Origin of the sequence: Paenibacillus glacialis, from assembly GCF_001637205.1 — a bacterium.
GTDB classification, from domain to species: Bacteria; Bacillota; Bacilli; order Paenibacillales; family Paenibacillaceae; genus Paenibacillus_AQ; species Paenibacillus_AQ glacialis.
In genome coordinates, this window is sequence record NZ_LVJH01000045.1 from 1 (window position 1) to 17,111 (window position 17,111).

General features: G+C 39.5%; 13 protein-coding genes and 5 pseudogenes. 7 read left to right on the forward strand and 11 right to left on the reverse strand.

The genetic code is table 11. The features are described from left to right. Positions 1 to 201: pseudogene (locus PGLA_RS28605) on the forward strand (SDR family NAD(P)-dependent oxidoreductase); the annotation flags it as partial. Positions 202 to 993: 792 nt separating this feature from the next. Here the strand turns inward: PGLA_RS28605 and PGLA_RS27570 are convergent. Further along, positions 994 to 1,745: pseudogene (locus tag PGLA_RS27570) on the reverse strand (aminoglycoside adenylyltransferase family protein). A gap of 142 nt (positions 1,746 to 1,887) precedes the next feature. On the opposite strand from PGLA_RS27570, the gene PGLA_RS19440 reads away from it, so the two are divergent. Both PGLA_RS19440 and PGLA_RS19445 read left to right on the forward strand, forming a co-directional pair. Then, a complete protein-coding gene (locus tag PGLA_RS19440) occupies positions 1,888 to 2,355 on the forward strand; it encodes a DinB family protein (RefSeq protein WP_044878675.1) in 468 nt (155 codons plus the stop codon). Positions 2,356 to 2,584: 229 nt separating this feature from the next. Then, on the forward strand, positions 2,585 to 3,778 hold the full coding sequence (locus tag PGLA_RS19445) for a winged helix-turn-helix domain-containing protein (protein WP_068536068.1): 1,194 nt from the start codon (positions 2,585 to 2,587) through the stop codon (positions 3,776 to 3,778). Positions 3,779 to 3,913: 135 nt separating this feature from the next. Here PGLA_RS19445 and PGLA_RS27050 read toward each other — a convergent pair whose 3' ends face one another. Both PGLA_RS27050 and PGLA_RS19450 read right to left on the reverse strand, forming a co-directional pair. Then, a complete protein-coding gene (locus PGLA_RS27050) occupies positions 3,914 to 4,084 on the reverse strand; it encodes a hypothetical protein (RefSeq protein WP_211269590.1) in 171 nt (56 codons plus the stop codon). Between the two features lie 595 nt (positions 4,085 to 4,679). Then, entirely contained in the window at positions 4,680 to 5,156 is a 477-nt protein-coding gene (locus PGLA_RS19450) for a GrpB family protein (RefSeq protein WP_068536070.1), read from the reverse strand. On the opposite strand from PGLA_RS19450, the gene PGLA_RS19455 reads away from it, so the two are divergent. Then, complete coding sequence (locus PGLA_RS19455) at positions 5,070 to 5,621, forward strand: LysR substrate-binding domain-containing protein (protein WP_245700179.1); 552 nt, start codon at positions 5,070 to 5,072, stop codon at positions 5,619 to 5,621. The genes PGLA_RS19450 and PGLA_RS19455 overlap by 87 nt on opposite strands. 115 nt (positions 5,622 to 5,736) lie before the next feature. Next, on the forward strand, positions 5,737 to 6,600 hold the full coding sequence (locus PGLA_RS19460) for a hypothetical protein (protein ID WP_211269591.1): 864 nt from the start codon (positions 5,737 to 5,739) through the stop codon (positions 6,598 to 6,600). A 77-nt stretch (positions 6,601 to 6,677) separates the two neighbouring features. Here the strand turns inward: PGLA_RS19460 and PGLA_RS19465 are convergent. Further along, positions 6,678 to 7,337 (reverse strand): annotated as a pseudogene (locus PGLA_RS19465) (MFS transporter); the annotation flags it as partial. Between the two features lie 76 nt (positions 7,338 to 7,413). On the opposite strand from PGLA_RS19465, the gene PGLA_RS29450 reads away from it, so the two are divergent. Next, complete coding sequence (locus tag PGLA_RS29450) at positions 7,414 to 7,545, forward strand: hypothetical protein (RefSeq protein WP_281197438.1); 132 nt, start codon at positions 7,414 to 7,416, stop codon at positions 7,543 to 7,545. 2 nt (positions 7,546 to 7,547) lie between these two features. Here the strand turns inward: PGLA_RS29450 and PGLA_RS19470 are convergent, their stop codons facing one another. Then, positions 7,548 to 7,946 carry a tetratricopeptide repeat protein gene (locus PGLA_RS19470; protein ID WP_084411301.1) on the reverse strand — a complete coding sequence of 133 codons (399 nt, stop codon included), beginning with the start codon at positions 7,944 to 7,946 and terminating at the stop codon, positions 7,548 to 7,550. A gap of 363 nt (positions 7,947 to 8,309) precedes the next feature. On the opposite strand from PGLA_RS19470, the pseudogene PGLA_RS19475 reads away from it, so the two are divergent. Then, positions 8,310 to 9,508: pseudogene (locus PGLA_RS19475) on the forward strand (IS110 family RNA-guided transposase). A gap of 116 nt (positions 9,509 to 9,624) precedes the next feature. Here the strand turns inward: PGLA_RS19475 and PGLA_RS27575 are convergent. The 6 genes and pseudogenes from PGLA_RS27575 to PGLA_RS29165 all read right to left on the reverse strand — a co-directional run bounded on the left by PGLA_RS27575 (position 9,625) and on the right by PGLA_RS29165 (position 16,889). Beyond that, entirely contained in the window at positions 9,625 to 9,813 is a 189-nt protein-coding gene (locus tag PGLA_RS27575; protein WP_145939615.1) for a hypothetical protein, read from the reverse strand. Positions 9,814 to 10,195: 382 nt separating this feature from the next. Further along, complete coding sequence (locus PGLA_RS19480) at positions 10,196 to 12,916, reverse strand: DUF262 domain-containing protein (protein WP_068536072.1); 2,721 nt, start codon at positions 12,914 to 12,916, stop codon at positions 10,196 to 10,198. A 4-nt stretch (positions 12,917 to 12,920) separates the two neighbouring features. Beyond that, positions 12,921 to 15,641: a DUF262 domain-containing protein gene (locus PGLA_RS19485; RefSeq protein WP_068536074.1), complete on the reverse strand. Its 2,721-nt coding sequence runs from the start codon at positions 15,639 to 15,641 to the stop codon at positions 12,921 to 12,923. Beyond that, positions 15,625 to 15,864: a hypothetical protein gene (locus PGLA_RS28165; protein ID WP_068536076.1), complete on the reverse strand. Its 240-nt coding sequence runs from the start codon at positions 15,862 to 15,864 to the stop codon at positions 15,625 to 15,627. Before PGLA_RS28165 ends, PGLA_RS19485 begins: the two co-directional genes overlap by 17 nt. A gap of 37 nt (positions 15,865 to 15,901) precedes the next feature. Continuing rightward, a pseudogene (locus PGLA_RS27055) lies at positions 15,902 to 16,589 on the reverse strand (IS5 family transposase). 15 nt (positions 16,590 to 16,604) lie between these two features. After that, a complete protein-coding gene (locus tag PGLA_RS29165) occupies positions 16,605 to 16,889 on the reverse strand; it encodes a hypothetical protein (protein WP_245700181.1) in 285 nt (94 codons plus the stop codon). Between the last annotated feature and the right edge of the window lie 222 nt (positions 16,890 to 17,111).

Below are 17,111 nucleotides of genomic sequence, written 5' to 3' on the forward strand. Positions count from 1 at the left end.
AACATGGAACCCCAAGTACTACTCCGCAATCTTATGGAGAACGGGCATATGCCTCCTTGGCTCGCGAACCACGTTGTGGAAATTCAAACCATGTCTACGGTGGTGCCAGAAAGTCCAAATGACACTGTGAAGCGCTTGCTCGGCAGAGAGCCACGCACGCTAGACGCCTTTCTGCATGAGTGTATAGAAAATTTCAGGTAGAGGCGGAGTCCACCTATTTTGAAATTTGTGTCGTTGGCAGCATTTTGTTCCGATCTCAGACAAGTTATTGAGCTAACGGGACACAGATAGTTAAACATAAAGGGTTCCACATATTAGTCATGCATAATATGTAGAACCCTTTATTTTATTTGATTTCCTTAAGTTTAGGTCTTGATAATTTTCAGTCTAATACTTTATTTTCTTTTAACATCAAGAGCGCCGAAATCGATCTACTCCTCATAGATCTCCTGATATCAGATCTGCTCAGACTAGGGCTAGCTTTAATCTCAAAGAAAACAAGGGGATTGGATACTTCAAAATCCTATGATTTAATAGATGTAGTTGCAATATATAATCGTTCCCTGAAACCCTATATTCCTCCTACTTTTCCACCGTTTTTTATTCACAAGAAACAAAAAAACACGAAGGTATTTGGATGATTAATCCAAATACCTTCGTGTTAGAGGATGACTATTTTACTCAGGGAACATTAAGTTTTCGATACCATCAGTACACAACTTTAATACCAGACTCCATTAGTTACTAACATTAATGTTCAGTTACCAACATTAATGTCTCTAAACAAAGTCATGTAGGTTTTGAATAAAGTTTGAGTAAAAGCATCTCCCAAGCCCATATTTTATGATAAATAAAAAGAATCCGTTTTGAAAAAATGATTGATCAAAATGGATTCTTTCTTTGTAAAGTATTGTATAATTTTTATAAAAAAGTTTGATTATTTTCTACTGTTGATCTTCAACAAACGCGCTCTTAAAAAAAATAAAATTTCAGTTAAGTGATAAGATAAGATTCTATAGAGTTTTTCATATGATTAACGAGTGACTTCGGTATCCAGTCCTTCCCACTTATCGATATGCTTTTCTGGCTAAGTTGAGTAATGTCGAATATTCTTTGGAAAGACGAGATAAAGCCCATTCTGCAGCCACATCTTTTAGAGAAATTTCATCGATAGACACTGTTTGCCACATTCGAGCCAAGGTTAAAATCACATTACGCTCATCACCTTTGATACCCTCAATCAACCCAGGTAAAGACTCCTTAATCACTCTGGGGTCAAGAATATCTGAAGCATCAGGACCAAATAGAGAAATGCTATTCTTTCTCGCTTGTGCTAAAACAATAGCTAAATCAGGGTCATAGGTTGGTTCCTAGATTTGTCCTTTCTCAAAATCACTCCTGAGCCACTCACCATAGGTAAATTTATTTCTTGGTAGTTATCGCCAAGGTACAATATCGCTATGGTTTATAATCGTGACTTCAAGTGGTCTCACAGAATCTGCTTTTCCTATCTTTCCAGATATAAGCATTAGTCTATCTGTTAGTTTTTTTCGAGTTACTTCAGGTAAACTATGATTCGCGAGCGATCACTAGGACATCTACATCACTATTAATGTGTAAGCCACCATTTACTGCAGAACCAAATAGATATACCCCGACTATCGAACTTCCAAGCAACTCCTCTACGATTTTTAATGCTTACATCGCTTGTTTTTTGGTGTTTTTTCGTTACTCAAATCGCTCATCTCACTAACCTATTTGTTTGTATTCTCAAGTTTAGCGGTTACAGATGTTTTTTGCACACACTTTTAACAAGAACATACGTTTGTATTTTTCCTTTCTATTTTGTATAATAAAATAGAAGTGAATGATAGAGGAGGAGTTTGGATGTATCGACAAGTGGATGATTTTTTAAAGGAATGGGCAGTGGCTGTGGAAGGGACATTGCAAGTATTACAAGCCGTAACAGATGACAAATTAGGACAAAGTATTTTGGAAGGGCATAGTACACTTGGTTGGTTAAGCTGGCATTTAGTAGAAACAACAGGTTATTTTAGTCATTTAGCAGGTTTAACTGTACCAATGATTGGTCAAGATGAACCAGTTCCAGCGACAGCAAGAGAAATTATAGCAGCTTACGAAAAAGCAGCAGAGGCGGTCAAGGAAGAGGTAGCTAAGTTATCAGATGTGGACTTGCTAACAGAAACAGGCATTGCGAGTGTTGCAACAAAAGGTGCATTATTACGTTTCTTAATTGACCACCAAACACATCACCGCGGCCAAATGATGGTGCTATTACGTCAAGCAGGCTTACCAGTACCACCTGTGATGGGCCCAACAAAAGAAATGCAATAACGAAAAGATGCCCTCCTGGGTAGTATTACTTAAAGTTAGAGTTTTTATTATGCGGCTGATTGATTGTTTTGAGTTCGGTATTGCACTGGACTCGAGCCGGCCAATAAAAAGTCCACGAAACACCCCAGCGAGGACGTGAACAAATTTCCCTTCACGCCTTCGCTTTTCTTTTCCCCTCCATCCCCCTCTGTAATATAATAAGAAAACTAAACTAGAGGTAGGTGCGCACATGATCCAATTAACAAACCGCCAGGCACGGCAATTTCTGTTGTTGAAACACGGACTTTTGGACGAATATAAATTTAGCGGGAAGCAGGGCGTATTGGACTTTGCTCGGCAGGTTGGCTGTATTCAATACGACCCCATCGATGTTTGCGGAAAAAACGCCGAATTGGTGTTACAGTCGCGAATCAAAGGATTTACTAAGGGAATGCTCGCCGATTTGCTGTATGAGGATAGAAGCCTTGTCGATTATCCCGACAAGAACCTGGCCATTATCCCTGTCGAGGACTGGCCGTATTTTGAGCGATACAGGCAGGCCGCCCGACAACATGCCGAACGCTATCCCGAAATGGAAGCGTTGACAGCGCAAGTACGGGCTCATATCCAAAATCACGGTGCACTAAGTTCGGATGATTTAAAGTTGGATGGAGATTTCTCTTGGCAATCGGCAATCCACTGGAGCAGTGGAAACAATTCATCTCGATCAGTGCTAGAACAGATGTATTCGACGGGTGAGTTGATTATCCATCATAAAAAAGGAACACGTAAATATTACGATATAGCCAAGAAGTACATACAGCCAAATCTGCTGAGTGCATCAGAGCCGCTGGAAGATGAGCTTGAGCATCATAAGTGGCGGGTACTACGGCGAATCGGCTCGGTTGGTCTCTTATGGAATCGTGCGTCAGATGCATGGTTGAATATATGGGGGCTGAAAGCTGCACAGCGCAAAGAGGTTTTCCGCCAGCTATTACACGAAGCTCGCATTGTTGCTGTTGCCGTGGAGCAAATGAAGGATATGCTGTACTGCCTCGCGGAGGATTTACCGCTTATTGAAGCCGTTCTGCAAAATCAGGAGTCGAAATTGCGTTGCGAGCTTATTGCCCCGCTAGATAATTTCATATGGGACAGAAAACTTATCAACGAATTGTTTGACTTTGATTACACCTGGGAGATTTACACGCCTGCAATCAAACGAAAATTCAGCTATTATGTGCTGCCTCTATTATATGGAGAGAGCTTCATTGGACGAGCCGAGATTATCGCGGAGAGAAAAACTGGAACACTCGTTGTTAAAAACATCTGGTACGAGAACGGTGTGAAGCAAACAACACAATTGCGAACAGCTTTGAACAGTTGTTTCCAAAAGTTTGCGATATTCAACGGGTGTGAGACAATTTCGGCAGAGTCTATGAACTGATATTTCCTGTATTCTGCTCTTGCCTGAATGAGAGATTTCTGCACGCCCAGTTAGCCCGCGGTGACACTCTTCAATGAATTGAAACTCACCTTGCTTTTCAATATCTGCAAGGGTTTGCTCATCCACACCAGCTGCTCATCCGTTTGCACGGACTCGTCGCCACGCTTCCCATAAAATATCCCTTCTGTATACCTTGTCATACAAAGCATGGAATCTTCGCTTCTTGTTTTCCTTGGCCGCATGACCTAGCTTCTCTTGGAGTTGTTGAACGTTTTCCTTTGGTGTTGTTAGCCCTTGGGCATTCACTGACTCGTACCTCCTTAAGAAACATGAACAAAGCAGGGCTCCTTCCCTCCTGCAGGTTGTGTTGTCCTGCAGTTCCTCAGTACTATGAGCCCCTCGGACTCCCTTCCTGCAAGTAGATCATTTCATCTTTTGGACTTATAGATCACTTCGTTACGGTTTCAAAAAAAATTTCCGTGCAGGGGAGGGTCTCCCCAGTTCACTGCATCCTCTTTCATACCATGCCGATCCCTTTACGCCGGAGGATTCTTCACTGCCGCTCCAAGTTCTTAGCAGTTTCCGTGGCCTTCACCCATTAAGCCGAGGTTCGGCTTCCCCTTGTCCCTCTTGCGAGGCCATTTTAACGACGCGGCAAGATTCACTTGATGTTACGGCCTGGCATGTTGCTTGCCCTGTCTCAGACAGGACTTTTGTCGATGCGCTTCTACGCAAAACTTTCGCCGTACGCAGGCATCCTAGCTACATGGGGGCTTGGCCCCTCCCATGGCCGGACTTTCACCGGCTAGAAGATGCGTGCTTCTGGGCACGCGCTTAATAAAAAGAGCAGTATACCGGAGCACCTGCTCATTTATGTGTGTCATTCAACTATCGTTTCCCGTTAGTTGAATCCTAAACTGTCCAAAATTGAATTTATAAACTCAGTTTTTTCATCCGTATACAGTAGTTTATCTTTTTCGTGTTTCTGGGAGAGTTTCACTTTCAACTCTTGATATTCGTTTAGTGCTGCGTCATTTTTCAATAAATAGTCTCTAAATGCAAGTATCTTTTCTAGATACAAACTGCCTGTTTGGAACATGTGAATTTGATGAGTTCTTGGCTCACCCTTACTGAAATAATGTCTGTCGGGAAGTATGTTTGTTCCCCTATAAGCATATCCAAGCCTCTCTAAGCCTTGGACACATTCACTCCCATGTTGATAATCTTTTAATTCAATTCCAATATCAATTATAGGTTTCGCCGATAAGTTTTTCACAGCCGTACTGCCTATATGGTGGACTGCCAAGATAAGTTCGCCAAGTTCATTTTCTATCTGTGTTTTCTCGATATCGGCATCATTTCTACAGGCTCCTTCCATAAGGATCCGTTAAGAGCCTATGCTCTGTGCATGGACGAGCTAGTGTTGGCCTGCTCCCCTACCCATCCTTTCGCCGAATCTGAGGAATGGACGCCAGAGCTGATCGCCGCCTCTTCATTTGTGCTGCATGGCAGGGCGTCAAGTACTCGGCGGATTACGGATCAATGGCTGGAGCAGCATGGGATCAGCCCTTTCTCTAGATTGGAGCTCGATTCTCTGGAGGCGATTAAGCAGGCAGTTATGCTCGGCGAGCATATCTCCTTCATATCCAGGATGGCCGTTCAATCCGAAGCAGACCGTGGCTTGCTGCGAATATGGCCGATCCCCGGCCTCCCCGCCGAACGCCAGGTGTATGCCATCACCAATCAAGACGGCTATATGTCTTCCACGAGCAGTCGGTTTATTGAGATTCTCAATGAATGGAGTCGTTCTATCCAAGAGCCGCTCTTGGAAGACCAAGAGTAAATCTTGCAATTTTTGACCGAAATCCGCCTTTAATTTAATCTGAAATTGACACTTCACCCTTAGAGTAGATACTGAACCACAGATTTCCATATCACAATTCAAAGGAGCTGAAGTGATGCAATTGAAGATGACAAAGATGGGCAGAACCTTCATTACTGCTGCATTGAGCGCTGTATTATTAGTTACCGGGTGGCAATCTCCGGCTAAAGTAGAAGCCGCAGCTAACGCTGTCCCAAGCTATGAAGTAAAGTTTCTGCTAAGCAATAACACTGTGCTGAAGCAGGATTTTACATTAAAGAATGAGGTGAAAGAGGCTTTTCAAATTAATGAGCCTGCCGCACGGATGCTCGTGGAATATTTCGATACAACGGATCTGTCGTTGAATGATTCAGGCTGGAATGTACGCTTCCGCAAAAAAGAAGATAAGAAGAAATACGAATTGACGTATAAGAAACGCTATGCTGTGCAGAACGGGGATATCAACGCTGCTTTGAACCAGGCTAACCTGGACGGCTTCAGTGCGGCAGACACGAATTATGTGGCAGAGGTGGATTGGGGCTACAACAAGCAGACATTGAGCTTCTCGAACGATAAAGAAGAATCGACCTCCAAAGGGCTGAATCTGCCTAATGAAGCTGAAGCACTCAATTTGCTGATAAGCAAGATCCCTGGCAAGCTTGATAAGACGAATGCTCCAGGCTGGGGAACGGCCGAGCTGCAGCAATCTTACGCCCATGGCCCGATCCTGGCAAGCAGATACACCGGCACTTTCGAAGGACTGGAGACGGATATTGAGGTGTGGCCGATTTCCTTGCCGAACGGCAGCGGAACGGAATATATTGTAGAAATCTCCTTCAAGACTGACGACTATCAAACGGCAGCTTCCAAACGCATCAACTTGATGAATCTGCTGAACAACAAAGGCTGGCTCGTACCTGCCGACTCCCTGAAGACGAATCTGGTGTTGGAACGCTATTAAGAAGCTAGTTATCTAATAATATAGTAAGCAAGCCCGCAGCATGGCTCTTGCCGTCAACTGCGGGCTTTTGTATTAGTCTACATTTTCAACAATTCCCGGTTATCTAATGGAGCCTGCTGTATTCGAAAAGAAACCGTAAAGCTCACGATAACGAGCAACAATTGGAGCGCCAAGGCCCATAAAATCCCGGTTAACAGTCCCAAACTCATTGTCTGGCTCACCGCAATCAAAGCGCCGCCGATCCCAATGCTTAATCCTGGACTGAAAGCGTCCGTAAATTGAAGACTGGCTGAGATTTCTCCTTCTTCCCCGGCAGTAGCATGTTGAAGGGCTATCGCCCCTGTCGTTGGGTGCGCCAATCCGATGCCAAACCCCGTGAAGATTTGCGACAGAACCGCATATACAATTCCACCCCCTGGTAGGCCAACCGCTAGTATCACTGCCGCAACTCCGATAATCATAAAGCAAATTCCGAGGGTAACTCGTTTGCTCCTGCCAGCACCATGATCCTTGATATCTAACTTCGACTGCAGCCAAGCCGCTGCTGACCAGCTTAAAGCGCCCGCAGCGACAATGAGTCCTGCTAGATCTGCAGGCAGGTGCTTCACTTCTGTCAAGGCCAGAACCACATAGCTCTCCGTAGCATTATAACAGGCGGCAAACAAGCCTCTACTAGCTATCGTCGCTGGCAATCCTTTTCTTGCGGTAAAGGTTCCCTTAGGCAATAGCCTACGCACGTCGCTGCACCTCGCTGAAACTATAGCCAATTTCCCTGCCAAGAAGTTTGTCCATACTGGTAGATTGGGCTGCTGCATGGATGGAAAGAAACAGGGTGTAGAAACTTTAATGACAGCAAGCTGCAGTCTCCTTGAAACTGAGATGGGGCAGTTCCCTGCCTCGCCTGAATTACTTGCGTTACTTATGGTACTGTTATTAGTATGGTAGAGTCATTGCATGAAATCCATTCGATCGAATCGACCATGAAAAATAAGCCCGCCGCTCTTTGCAAGCGGCGGGCTTCCTGCATATTCTTTTTGTTCTGGATATTCATTTATAGCCTCTTCAAAAATTGCTTTGGATTGTTCATACATACCTAATGTTCGATAAGTACTTCCCAGTCCTAGTAATGCTCCTTGCCTTTCTTCACCTTGGAGTCCCAATTCTAATGCCTTCTGATAATAAGGGATTGCTTCGCGTTCTAATTCCATCACATCATGTACCCAAGCATATTGGTACCAAATAGTCGGATTGGAAGGGTAGAGCTTTAACAAATCAAGTAAAAGAGATTTACATTCTACTAGTTTTCCGGATTGCATAAGTTCTATTGCCTCTTCTAATTCATTCATTTTTCTCATCCTTTTACGATATTTACATTAATTTCAGCTAACGTCTTATTTACGAACTTCGTATATAACTCCATATGTAGGGTATTCGCGAAACTTTTGAACTATCCTGCCCATCGTATTATGAGATCACCCAGTTCTTTCTGGTTGATCCTTTTTTCATTTGGATAGAGGATTAAGGTAGCCTGGTCGAACGTACCTGCCCGTGGGACTTGATCCCGAGCGCTATAATGTTCACCCCTACTTGTCATGACCATGATTGAGGCTGGTTGGGACGTAAGATCCCGTATAACAAGCGATGCTATGGAGCGACAAGAGGAAAACGTAGGGGCTGCCAGTAAATCTACACATACAGGGAGAGATGAAATGAATCCAGTTATCGGTCTAGATATTTCTAAAGAAGAAAGCCATGGACAAGCCTTTTTAGAGCGCGGAAATCCATTCAGAGGGACGTTCCATTTCCAGCACACTCGTGATGGTCTAGCGAATCTCCTTCAAGTTTTAAAGGACGTTGAGTCTGTATCCAAACAACGTCCTTTACTTATTCTAGAAGCAACCGGACATTACCAAAGTCCCGTAGTTCAGTTCCTAGAGGAGCTTCACTATATTTACATTGTCATTAATCCGCTCATCTCAAATCGGCTTAGGAAGTCTCAGCTTCGTAAAGTAAAGACGGATGCTGCTGACGCTTATCTTTTGGGAGAGTTGTACTACAAAGAAGAGTTTGAACCTTTTTAAAAAAGGGGTGTGCAACTGCTCAATCTACGTTATCTAACAAGGCAATATGAGTCTCTTTCAAAGATGTGTGTACAGACTAAACTGCAATTCCAAGCTGTTCTAGATCAGGTCTTCCCTGCTTACAAAGGTGTCTTTGGATCTATGTATTCAGATATTTCGCTACGGTTTTTAAGTGAATTCCCAACCTCATATTCGGTTTTGCAGACGGACGAAGATTCACTCAAGGCTAAATTCTCTCTTCGAAACGAGGACGTTCAGATAACTGGATTAACCAACGCGTTCAACGGTTGCTAGATGCGGAAAAACAAAACCCATTTCAGCCAACCATGTACGCAAGCCACTTAATCAATTTGAAAGTCCTTATTACCCTCATTCTTCAGTACCAAGAGCATCTTACAGGATTGGAACAGAACATAGACGCTCTGGCTGAAGAAATTGAAGAATTTGATTTAATTCAGTCGATTCCCGGTATTGGACATAAAATTGCGGCAACAATTTTATCTGAAATTGGAGAAGTCGACCGATTTGATCATCCTAAAAAGCTAGTCGCCTTCGCAGGCATTGACCCAAGTGTCTTTGCTTCAGGTAAGTTTACAGCAACTCGAAATCGAATCACGAAACGCGGTTCAAGGCAGCTTCGTTACGCACTGGTGATAGCTGTTCAATGTGGACTTATCCGTTCTCGAAACACTCGGCTCAAAGAATTTTACGAACGCAAAAGAACCGAGGGAAAACCACATAAAGTGGCTCTGGTCGCATGTGCTAATAAATTGGTTCATTGGCTATATGCCATCATGAAAAACAAAAAGACATTCCGGTCTGCTTAATATGAAAGCAGTGGTATAACCTTCCAAATGAAATAAAATTGGAGGGTTATTTGGCTTGCTTCCTTTTAATATACCACATGAATAAGCTTCACTTTACTGGTAACCTTGACAAGCTATTAGCTGGTATAGTTGAACAAAGGGCTACCTCTCGGCAACCCTTTCATTATTGAACTATAGTGTCCCGTTAGCGTAACAAACTCTGTCACTTTGTAATACTCCGCCACATCTAAGGTATTCTTGAAATGATATCTACTATCCTGCCCGATACCGTGATAGCTGCCGCTAATCACAGCGACAGCTATCACGAGGACGGATACTCTCTTTGTAGGTTAAAAATCGCTCGTCATTTCTACCCATTCCAAACCAAAACATCCATAACCTTTCGTATCTCTCGACACCTTGTTCTTATAGTCACTCTCATCCTACGCAAAGGAGAAATACTTTGCCGAATACTGATAAATATAGACTTCTAGGTATTGACTTGACATATCCCCACCACGCACTGTACATGTGTCGTATTGGGAATAGGAATATAATCCACACCTATCATTTAGTTGGAACTTTTTTTGATTTAGTCACTAGATAGGAGCGCGCTTAGCATCTATTTTTAATCGCTGTATATCATGCTCCTGCAATCACTTCAGTTAGCATTTCAACCTAAAATTGGAGAACTCTTATCGACTTTCTCTAATATTCATCATTTTCTTTGTTTTGCTTAAACAATTCGGCACCAATTTCCTTTTTCAAACCTGAACGATATAAATATTTTACTATATTTCCGTTCCTGTAGTATTGCTTCTCGAGACTGTAATTCTCATTTATGTCTTCTTCCATTCTAATAAGTGCATCATGATGCGCATTATTTTCATCTGATGCCTTAATGCTTTTCTCTGTTTCAAGTCTCCGATATTCACCGTATCTGTTCCAAATCCTACGCCTGCACTCCTCTTCATTATTTATATTTATCTTAATTGTTTCTAGATCGCTATTTAGATCATATACAAATTCTTTATAGTCAGAATAATTAAAGATTCTTTTAATGATTTTATCTCTTTCCAGAGCTATTAATGTATCAGCATCTCCAGCTACCTCGATGGTTTGCTTAATATAGAAGAAGCTTCTGCTATCCAGTTGCAATTCTTTCTGACCTTCCCATATTAGGTTAAGCTCAACCGCGTTTATTACCCTATTTATATTCATACTTTCAACATCGGCAAACCTCTGAAGCGTTGAAGTATCTCTTACATTAGTACTATACAGATCATAAACAGGAGACTCGTATTGGTTAACAACCCATCCCTCTTTAGGATTTTCTTTTTCAAGCAAGTATAAAAATGCAAAGAAATTGACGAAACTTCTCTCTAGTCTATAATCTCTCTTTCCTAGCTTTGGTATTATCCTCACTTTATTATTTTCAAACGTCATCGGCTGCAACAATAAACATTCAAAATTATTATTATATGCATACTTTAACCAACAATCTTTATAGTTATCAACAGCTAACTCTTTTTCTAACTCTGGCAATTTAGTAACAAATAAATCATATGCCAGTTTTAATTTACTCAACTTCATTTTTCTGAGCTTTTTATTTGTTTCCTGCATCTCATCTTCAATAAAATAAAATGAATCATCCCAATAATGTAAATTAGATCTGACATTTCTATTGATTTCGTCCGAGCAAAGCAAACGTTCATTTTTCACATCATAATATGCCGCTAATGCAAATATTTTTCTTAATTTTAAAGACGCCCCCTTTTTAAACAACTCTCTCGCTGTCTTTAAATACTCTTCTAATTCTATAAAAACCACTTTACATTTTTCATCAGAATAATCACTCCATACACCGACAAAATCCAGGAGAAAGTAAATACTTCTTTTGTCTGGAAATTCCCTCTCCCACTCGCAAAAGTAATTATATGGCAAGTTATTTAACCCACAGAGCTTAGCCTTTACTTTCTGCTCTTTTATTTTAATAGCTACATCTTTTATCTTGATCCGTATATTGTTTACATTAGCCTTGTAATCCCCTAAATACAGATCATCAGCTATTTCAGATTCGGATTTTATTTGGAAATATTCAATTATATTTTTGAAGTCAGAGATTTTTTTTGAGAAATGAATTATAATTTTCAGCCCTTGCCGATCCCCTTGTTGACTCCATAGTTGATTCCATTCCGGGTAGGCCATATTCTCTAAAACGTAATTGAATTTTTGATTTGCTTCTTTATGTACAAACTCTCCCTGCTTTAAATAATATTCACGATAGTAGATTAATTTAGCAATCTCTTTCCTTTTATCAGAAAAAGAGCTGTTGATATCTAGTAGTTGCTCGTAAACTTGAAGCCGCTTTCTTGTATCATTATCAGCTAACTGAATAATATTACTCAGTGTAATATTTACAAATGCCAGATAGCTCTCCAAAAACGCATGTTTATTTTCACTAATCGCACTACATTCCTCTCTTAGAGTTTTATACAGTTTAACCCAGGAATCCACCCCCCCTTGCTTTTTATTATTTAATAATAATTCCATTAGATTATAAGAATTAATCATAAAATTCAAGGTAGCATCATTCATGTCCTTAGTAATTTGCTCTAAAGACTTATCATCTGATTTATATACTTTATAAAAATAATCGCTATATATTTTATCGTATTTATATACAAAACTATCCTTATTGTTAATTTCCAGCTGCTTCTCAATCGTCGATATAATTGCTTTTATATTCTCAAACCATTCTAATTCTTTGCCTCGCGAATTCAATCTTACGTAATCGGTAATAGATGATTTCTTCGCACTTTCATTATCAATTGCATACAAATCAAAGGTTACTTTTTCTTCTTCCAGCTTTAGATAATAATTCTCCGCCTGTTCCTTAGAAATTTTTCTTTCTTTTAATTCCGACATTACATTAATTATAGATAAAACCGTAACATCGCTAAGCCATTCACTTTTAAACCATTTGCTTTGAACCATATTATCAAACAAAAATTTATCAGAATTCAACATTTCCTTATACGCTGACATTCTATCAGGGTTAACCAATTCTCTGAAAAAGCTGCCCGTAGCACTCCTTATCTCATACATAATCGGCTTATCTTGAAAAAAGGGTTTGGCACTTTTATCCGCATTATTCCATAAAAACCAATGTACAATAAATAAAGTTGTTATTCGTTGCTGACCATCCACCGGGTAAAATATGTCGTTTTTTGTATATCCATAAATTATATTCATTTCTAACGTTTTTTCAAAATCATCACTTTCAAGAACTTCAAATATGTCATCAAGAAAACGTTCGCGTACTGCGTTGCTTTTTTCCTCATTAAATCCTTGCACATATTCTCTCTGAATAGCAGGAATACAGATATTGTAGCTCTCATACAAAGAAATTAGGGTATGTTTTTTCATGCAATTATTCTCCATAAAATATAAATTTATGTATATTATTCACGATGTCATCAAAATACTTATCTCTAGAAGACGGTAACCATTGTAATCTCTCACCACTAAATACTGCGTCTATTTCAAAATAACGGTCGGTAAAAACCAGAAGAGTTGAATAAGGAATAGCAGTTCCTCTTGATAAAAACTCATTGACTTTTTCTTTCTTTTCAATAAAATTATTGGCTAGAATCCTATTCTCTTTGCTCCTTAATAAGGACAAATTCCGTAACGAATTATCCTTTAATAGCTCTGTATGCTCATGAAGGAAGTAATTATCCACCTCACTTATATATATGGACTGCAAAATTTCACTATTAAGATCTGAGTGATGTTCTTTAAATTTTCTTATTGCTGCTTTTCGTACAAACTCCTTAACTTTTGCATAACTATTTTCAGATGACTCTGTTTGGCCTGCATAGTTTTCAGTATGAATATCATCGGCAATTTCATTCAGTACGATGTAATCAAAATATAAATGTAATTCTTCTAGCCCAAAAGCCTGTTTGATCCTATATACTGCACGTTGCTTCTCATTCTTATTGCTAAATAACTTATTAATAAAAAAATCGTATGAAAGAGTTTCCTCCGTATTTCTCTTTATCATTTCATTAAGTATTTCATCTTCTCGCGCATCTATAATATCGTTCTCAACAAGCTGTTTCCATTCGAAATCTTTACAACATCCACCTAATTCATCTATATGTTTTGTTAATCCATATACTTTTTTTATTCGTTCTATACCATTTGAATCTGAATCTTTTACTTGTTGTACTGAATCGTAGTACTCACACAAACTTTCTAAAACGATTTTTCTCATTGCAAAGGCTCTTTCGGTTGATATTGTTTTTTTATAATTATTTAATTTTCCTTTTAATTTTTCTTTTTCTTTCTCAATCTTGTTCTTTAAGCTTCTATTTATGTTATCGCTTATAACTTTTTTGTTTGGCTCTAGAGCCTCTTCAAGTTGGGTTTTCTTGCTTTCGACAAATGACTTCAAGTCATCATGATGTTGGAATTTCTGTACATCAAGGTTTTCAATTTCATTATTTTCAAATGTGCGCAGCTCCTGAAGTTTTCTTTCTATTTCCTTCCTTTTCCCATTAAGTTCATCATTACCTGAAATCGGGCTTTCTTTTTGAGAAAAAATATGCTCTATTCCCCAGTACCTATGATTTAAAAAATCATACCTATTACTTAATCCTGAATTTTTGTCCAATAAAATAAAATTAAATAGCATTAAAAGATTTTTAATTTTTTTGTTTTTATCTTTTCTTTCATCATGAGCCTCATCTTCACTCTTTTGATCTATTTCATATTTCATTGAGCTTAGCTTTTCCTTAAAGCTGTCTTTTTTCTTTAATTCTTCCGAACTGAGCCCAGTAATCTCCTCCAATATCGATTGAATAATTCCTCTTATCTTACTTCTTCTTTCCTGTCTGTTGGTTTCGATTATCTTTAATATTTCCTCTCCAACAAAATTCTCTGACTTTTCCAGTGTTATTGAATATGAATATATAATGTAGGCCACCAAATTATAAAGCGAACCTTCCTTATAGGATTTTTTTTGTGTTTCAAAATACTTATGATATAGCGTTTCTCTGCCATCGGCATTATACAAATCGACTATTTCTAAATACAACCGTTCGATAGTTTCCCATATAATAGTTATATTTTGATTTTGCAATTGCTCATTCATCTTTTGAGTCAACTTATTATAAAGAAAATATTTATCACTCTCAGCATACGTATCTGTTTTCGAATTATCCCGTAGACTTGTAATAAACAATTGAAATATTTCATCAATTCTTGGAAGGTAAATATTTCGTTCCTCATAGCTTTTTTCTCTATTACTCCATATTCCGTACTGGTTTTTATGAGGAATAAATGCCCAAAACTCAGGGTTTCGCAGCTCTTTTTCAATGGAATGCCATTTCTCAGCAAGCAACGCAATTCTTTTATCGTGTGCTTCATCTCCAGAAATTCTAGGCTTCATAAATTCAGATTTGATAAGATCAGAATTGGTTAAACTTAACTTGCCCATATTCACTTTATAAAACTGTTCTTCTTCTTTAATACTCGGATCTACAGGATACCATAGAAAAAAGCATTTATTTAATATGTATTTGAATAGTTTTTCATAGGGCATTGTAATTACTTCTAATGTTTTCACCGAGACAATAAAAGCTTCTACCATAAAACGAAAATCAATGTTTTCATCGTGACAGCCCTCACCCAAATGGTTGCAATATTCCCCCCATATAGAGCTCCAGCTCAAATTAGCTAGCTTCTTCGGTATACTGAGCAGAAAATGGAGAAATTTCTCGCTGTCCCCTCTCGTTTCGTACTTTAAACTTAAAGTTAAATTAGCAGTGCTTACTTGATTACCTATTCCCGACAAATAATTCAGCGCCCCTACAATAATCAGTATTGTCGTCAACCTCTGTTGACCATCAATTATATGAAATTCTTTCTCATGCTCAGAGACAATTAACGTTTGCAAGCAATAAAACTCTTCATTATTGTTATAACCTTCAAGTATATCTTCGATAATTTGCACAACATGTACAGCGCTCCATCTATATCCTCTTTGATAAGCCGGAATATTTAAACCCTTTCCTAGCTTAAATATATCACTTACTGTTTTCCTAATTTCACTTATTGTTTTTTCAGTATCAATTGCCTCTATCATTGTGCACCTCCACAATAGCACTTCTCTGTTTTTTGTCCAACCTGCCTCTCATGACGTTCAAAATTTTGAAAGCCGATTCCGGGAGATGATCCCCATATACGGAGTTCAGAGACGCATTGATCGATCTGGAGTAATCCTCATAACGATTAAAATATTGCAGAACATTCTTTAACTCAGCGGACTTGGCCAAGTCATTCTTGGCGTTTGTATATGTAGCTGCCATTTTCAAATTGACTCAATGAAAAGTTTTAAGACACGACCTAATGCAAGCCCAAGGCGGCCAATTTGTCGTAACGAGTAGCCACACGGCGAAAATGTTTGATTTTATTGAAAAAGCATTCCACTAAGTATCGCTCTTTGTACCGATACCAATCGACTTTCCATGGGTTTTGACTATTCGCTTTAGGCGGAATGGTGTAGGTTGCCTGCTTCGTTGTAATCCAATTTCGAATGGCTTCGGAGCCATAGGCTTTGTCGCCAAGAATATGACTTCCTGTAATATCAAGCTTCTGAAGTAAATCGACTGCTGGAACGGAATCGTAGACTTGACCACCTGTCAGAAGAAAAGCGAGCGGATTTCCTAATCCATCGACCGACGGTGTGAAGTTTGGTTGTCTTTCCGCCACGACTGACGCAGATGTACTGATTCACTTCGAGTCCTTCAACGTTTTTTTTAGCACCCGCACTATGTTGATGGACTTTGACCGATGTAGAATCAATGCTCAAGTTTTCAAAGTCAGGTTCGACCTGAAGAGCTTGGAAGATCGTGACAAGCAGTCCGGTATCTCGCCGCTTGCAGAAGCGACTGTAGACCGTTTTCCATGAACCATAGCGTTCCTCCGGTAGATCGCGCCAGGCCGCACCACTTCGAGCGATCCATAGAAAAGCATTAAACATGCTTCTTTCACTTAATTTTGAAGGACGTCCTTTTTTGTAGGGTGGAAACATGTCCTTAATTTGTTCTCACTTTTCATCGCTTATTTCGTACCGTCTTTGAATCATGCTTGACGCCCCACTCGTTTTCTCAAATCTTACCATGTTATTTAGTTTTGAGACACATCCTAGATAAAAGATGGCCTTTTCCTGTAAATATAGCATAAAGTCCGCAGACTGATAGCCGCGATCAAACAAGATTAAATTCGGTACTGGCGCGGTCTCCAAACCAAGCATATGCTCGATATTTTGTTTGGCCAGATCGCGTTTGTTGTCATCGTAACAACTCAGGAGGTACTCCTGGTCTGAATTCAAATTTTCAAACATATTTATACCGCTCCCACAGTTGTTTATTATTATTATATCGCAGTAATTCCATATAACGTGATATTCACGAAATTCGTACATATACCTTCTCAAAAAGGAATTCGAGAAATGATTGAAGTAACCTGCTAGTTAACGTAACGAGAAGCAGTCGGTCCTCAAGGCAGGCTACTTCTATCTGTATTGAGCTATCGTCTCCCGTTAGCGCAACGA

What these genes read in the sequence shown, in the direction of transcription:
- PGLA_RS28165 (WP_068536076.1), bottom strand. Translation starts at nt 15,864, where the DNA reads ATGGCAGCTACATATACAAACGCCAAGAATGACTTGGCCAAGTCCGCT.
- PGLA_RS19440 (WP_044878675.1), top strand. Translation starts at nt 1,888, where the DNA reads ATGTATCGACAAGTGGATGATTTTTTAAAGGAATGGGCAGTGGCTGTG.
- PGLA_RS19460 (WP_211269591.1), top strand. Translation starts at nt 5,737, where the DNA reads ATGCAATTGAAGATGACAAAGATGGGCAGAACCTTCATTACTGCTGCA.
- PGLA_RS19470 (WP_084411301.1), bottom strand. Translation starts at nt 7,946, where the DNA reads ATGAATGAATTAGAAGAGGCAATAGAACTTATGCAATCCGGAAAACTA.
- PGLA_RS19455 (WP_245700179.1), top strand. Translation starts at nt 5,070, where the DNA reads ATGGTGGACTGCCAAGATAAGTTCGCCAAGTTCATTTTCTATCTGTGT.
- PGLA_RS19450 (WP_068536070.1), bottom strand. Translation starts at nt 5,156, where the DNA reads ATGGAAGGAGCCTGTAGAAATGATGCCGATATCGAGAAAACACAGATA.
- PGLA_RS19480 (WP_068536072.1), bottom strand. Translation starts at nt 12,916, where the DNA reads ATGAAAAAACATACCCTAATTTCTTTGTATGAGAGCTACAATATCTGT.
- PGLA_RS19445 (WP_068536068.1), top strand. Translation starts at nt 2,585, where the DNA reads ATGATCCAATTAACAAACCGCCAGGCACGGCAATTTCTGTTGTTGAAA.
- PGLA_RS29450 (WP_281197438.1), top strand. Translation starts at nt 7,414, where the DNA reads ATGGATGGAAAGAAACAGGGTGTAGAAACTTTAATGACAGCAAGCTGC.
- PGLA_RS19485 (WP_068536074.1), bottom strand. Translation starts at nt 15,641, where the DNA reads ATGATAGAGGCAATTGATACTGAAAAAACAATAAGTGAAATTAGGAAA.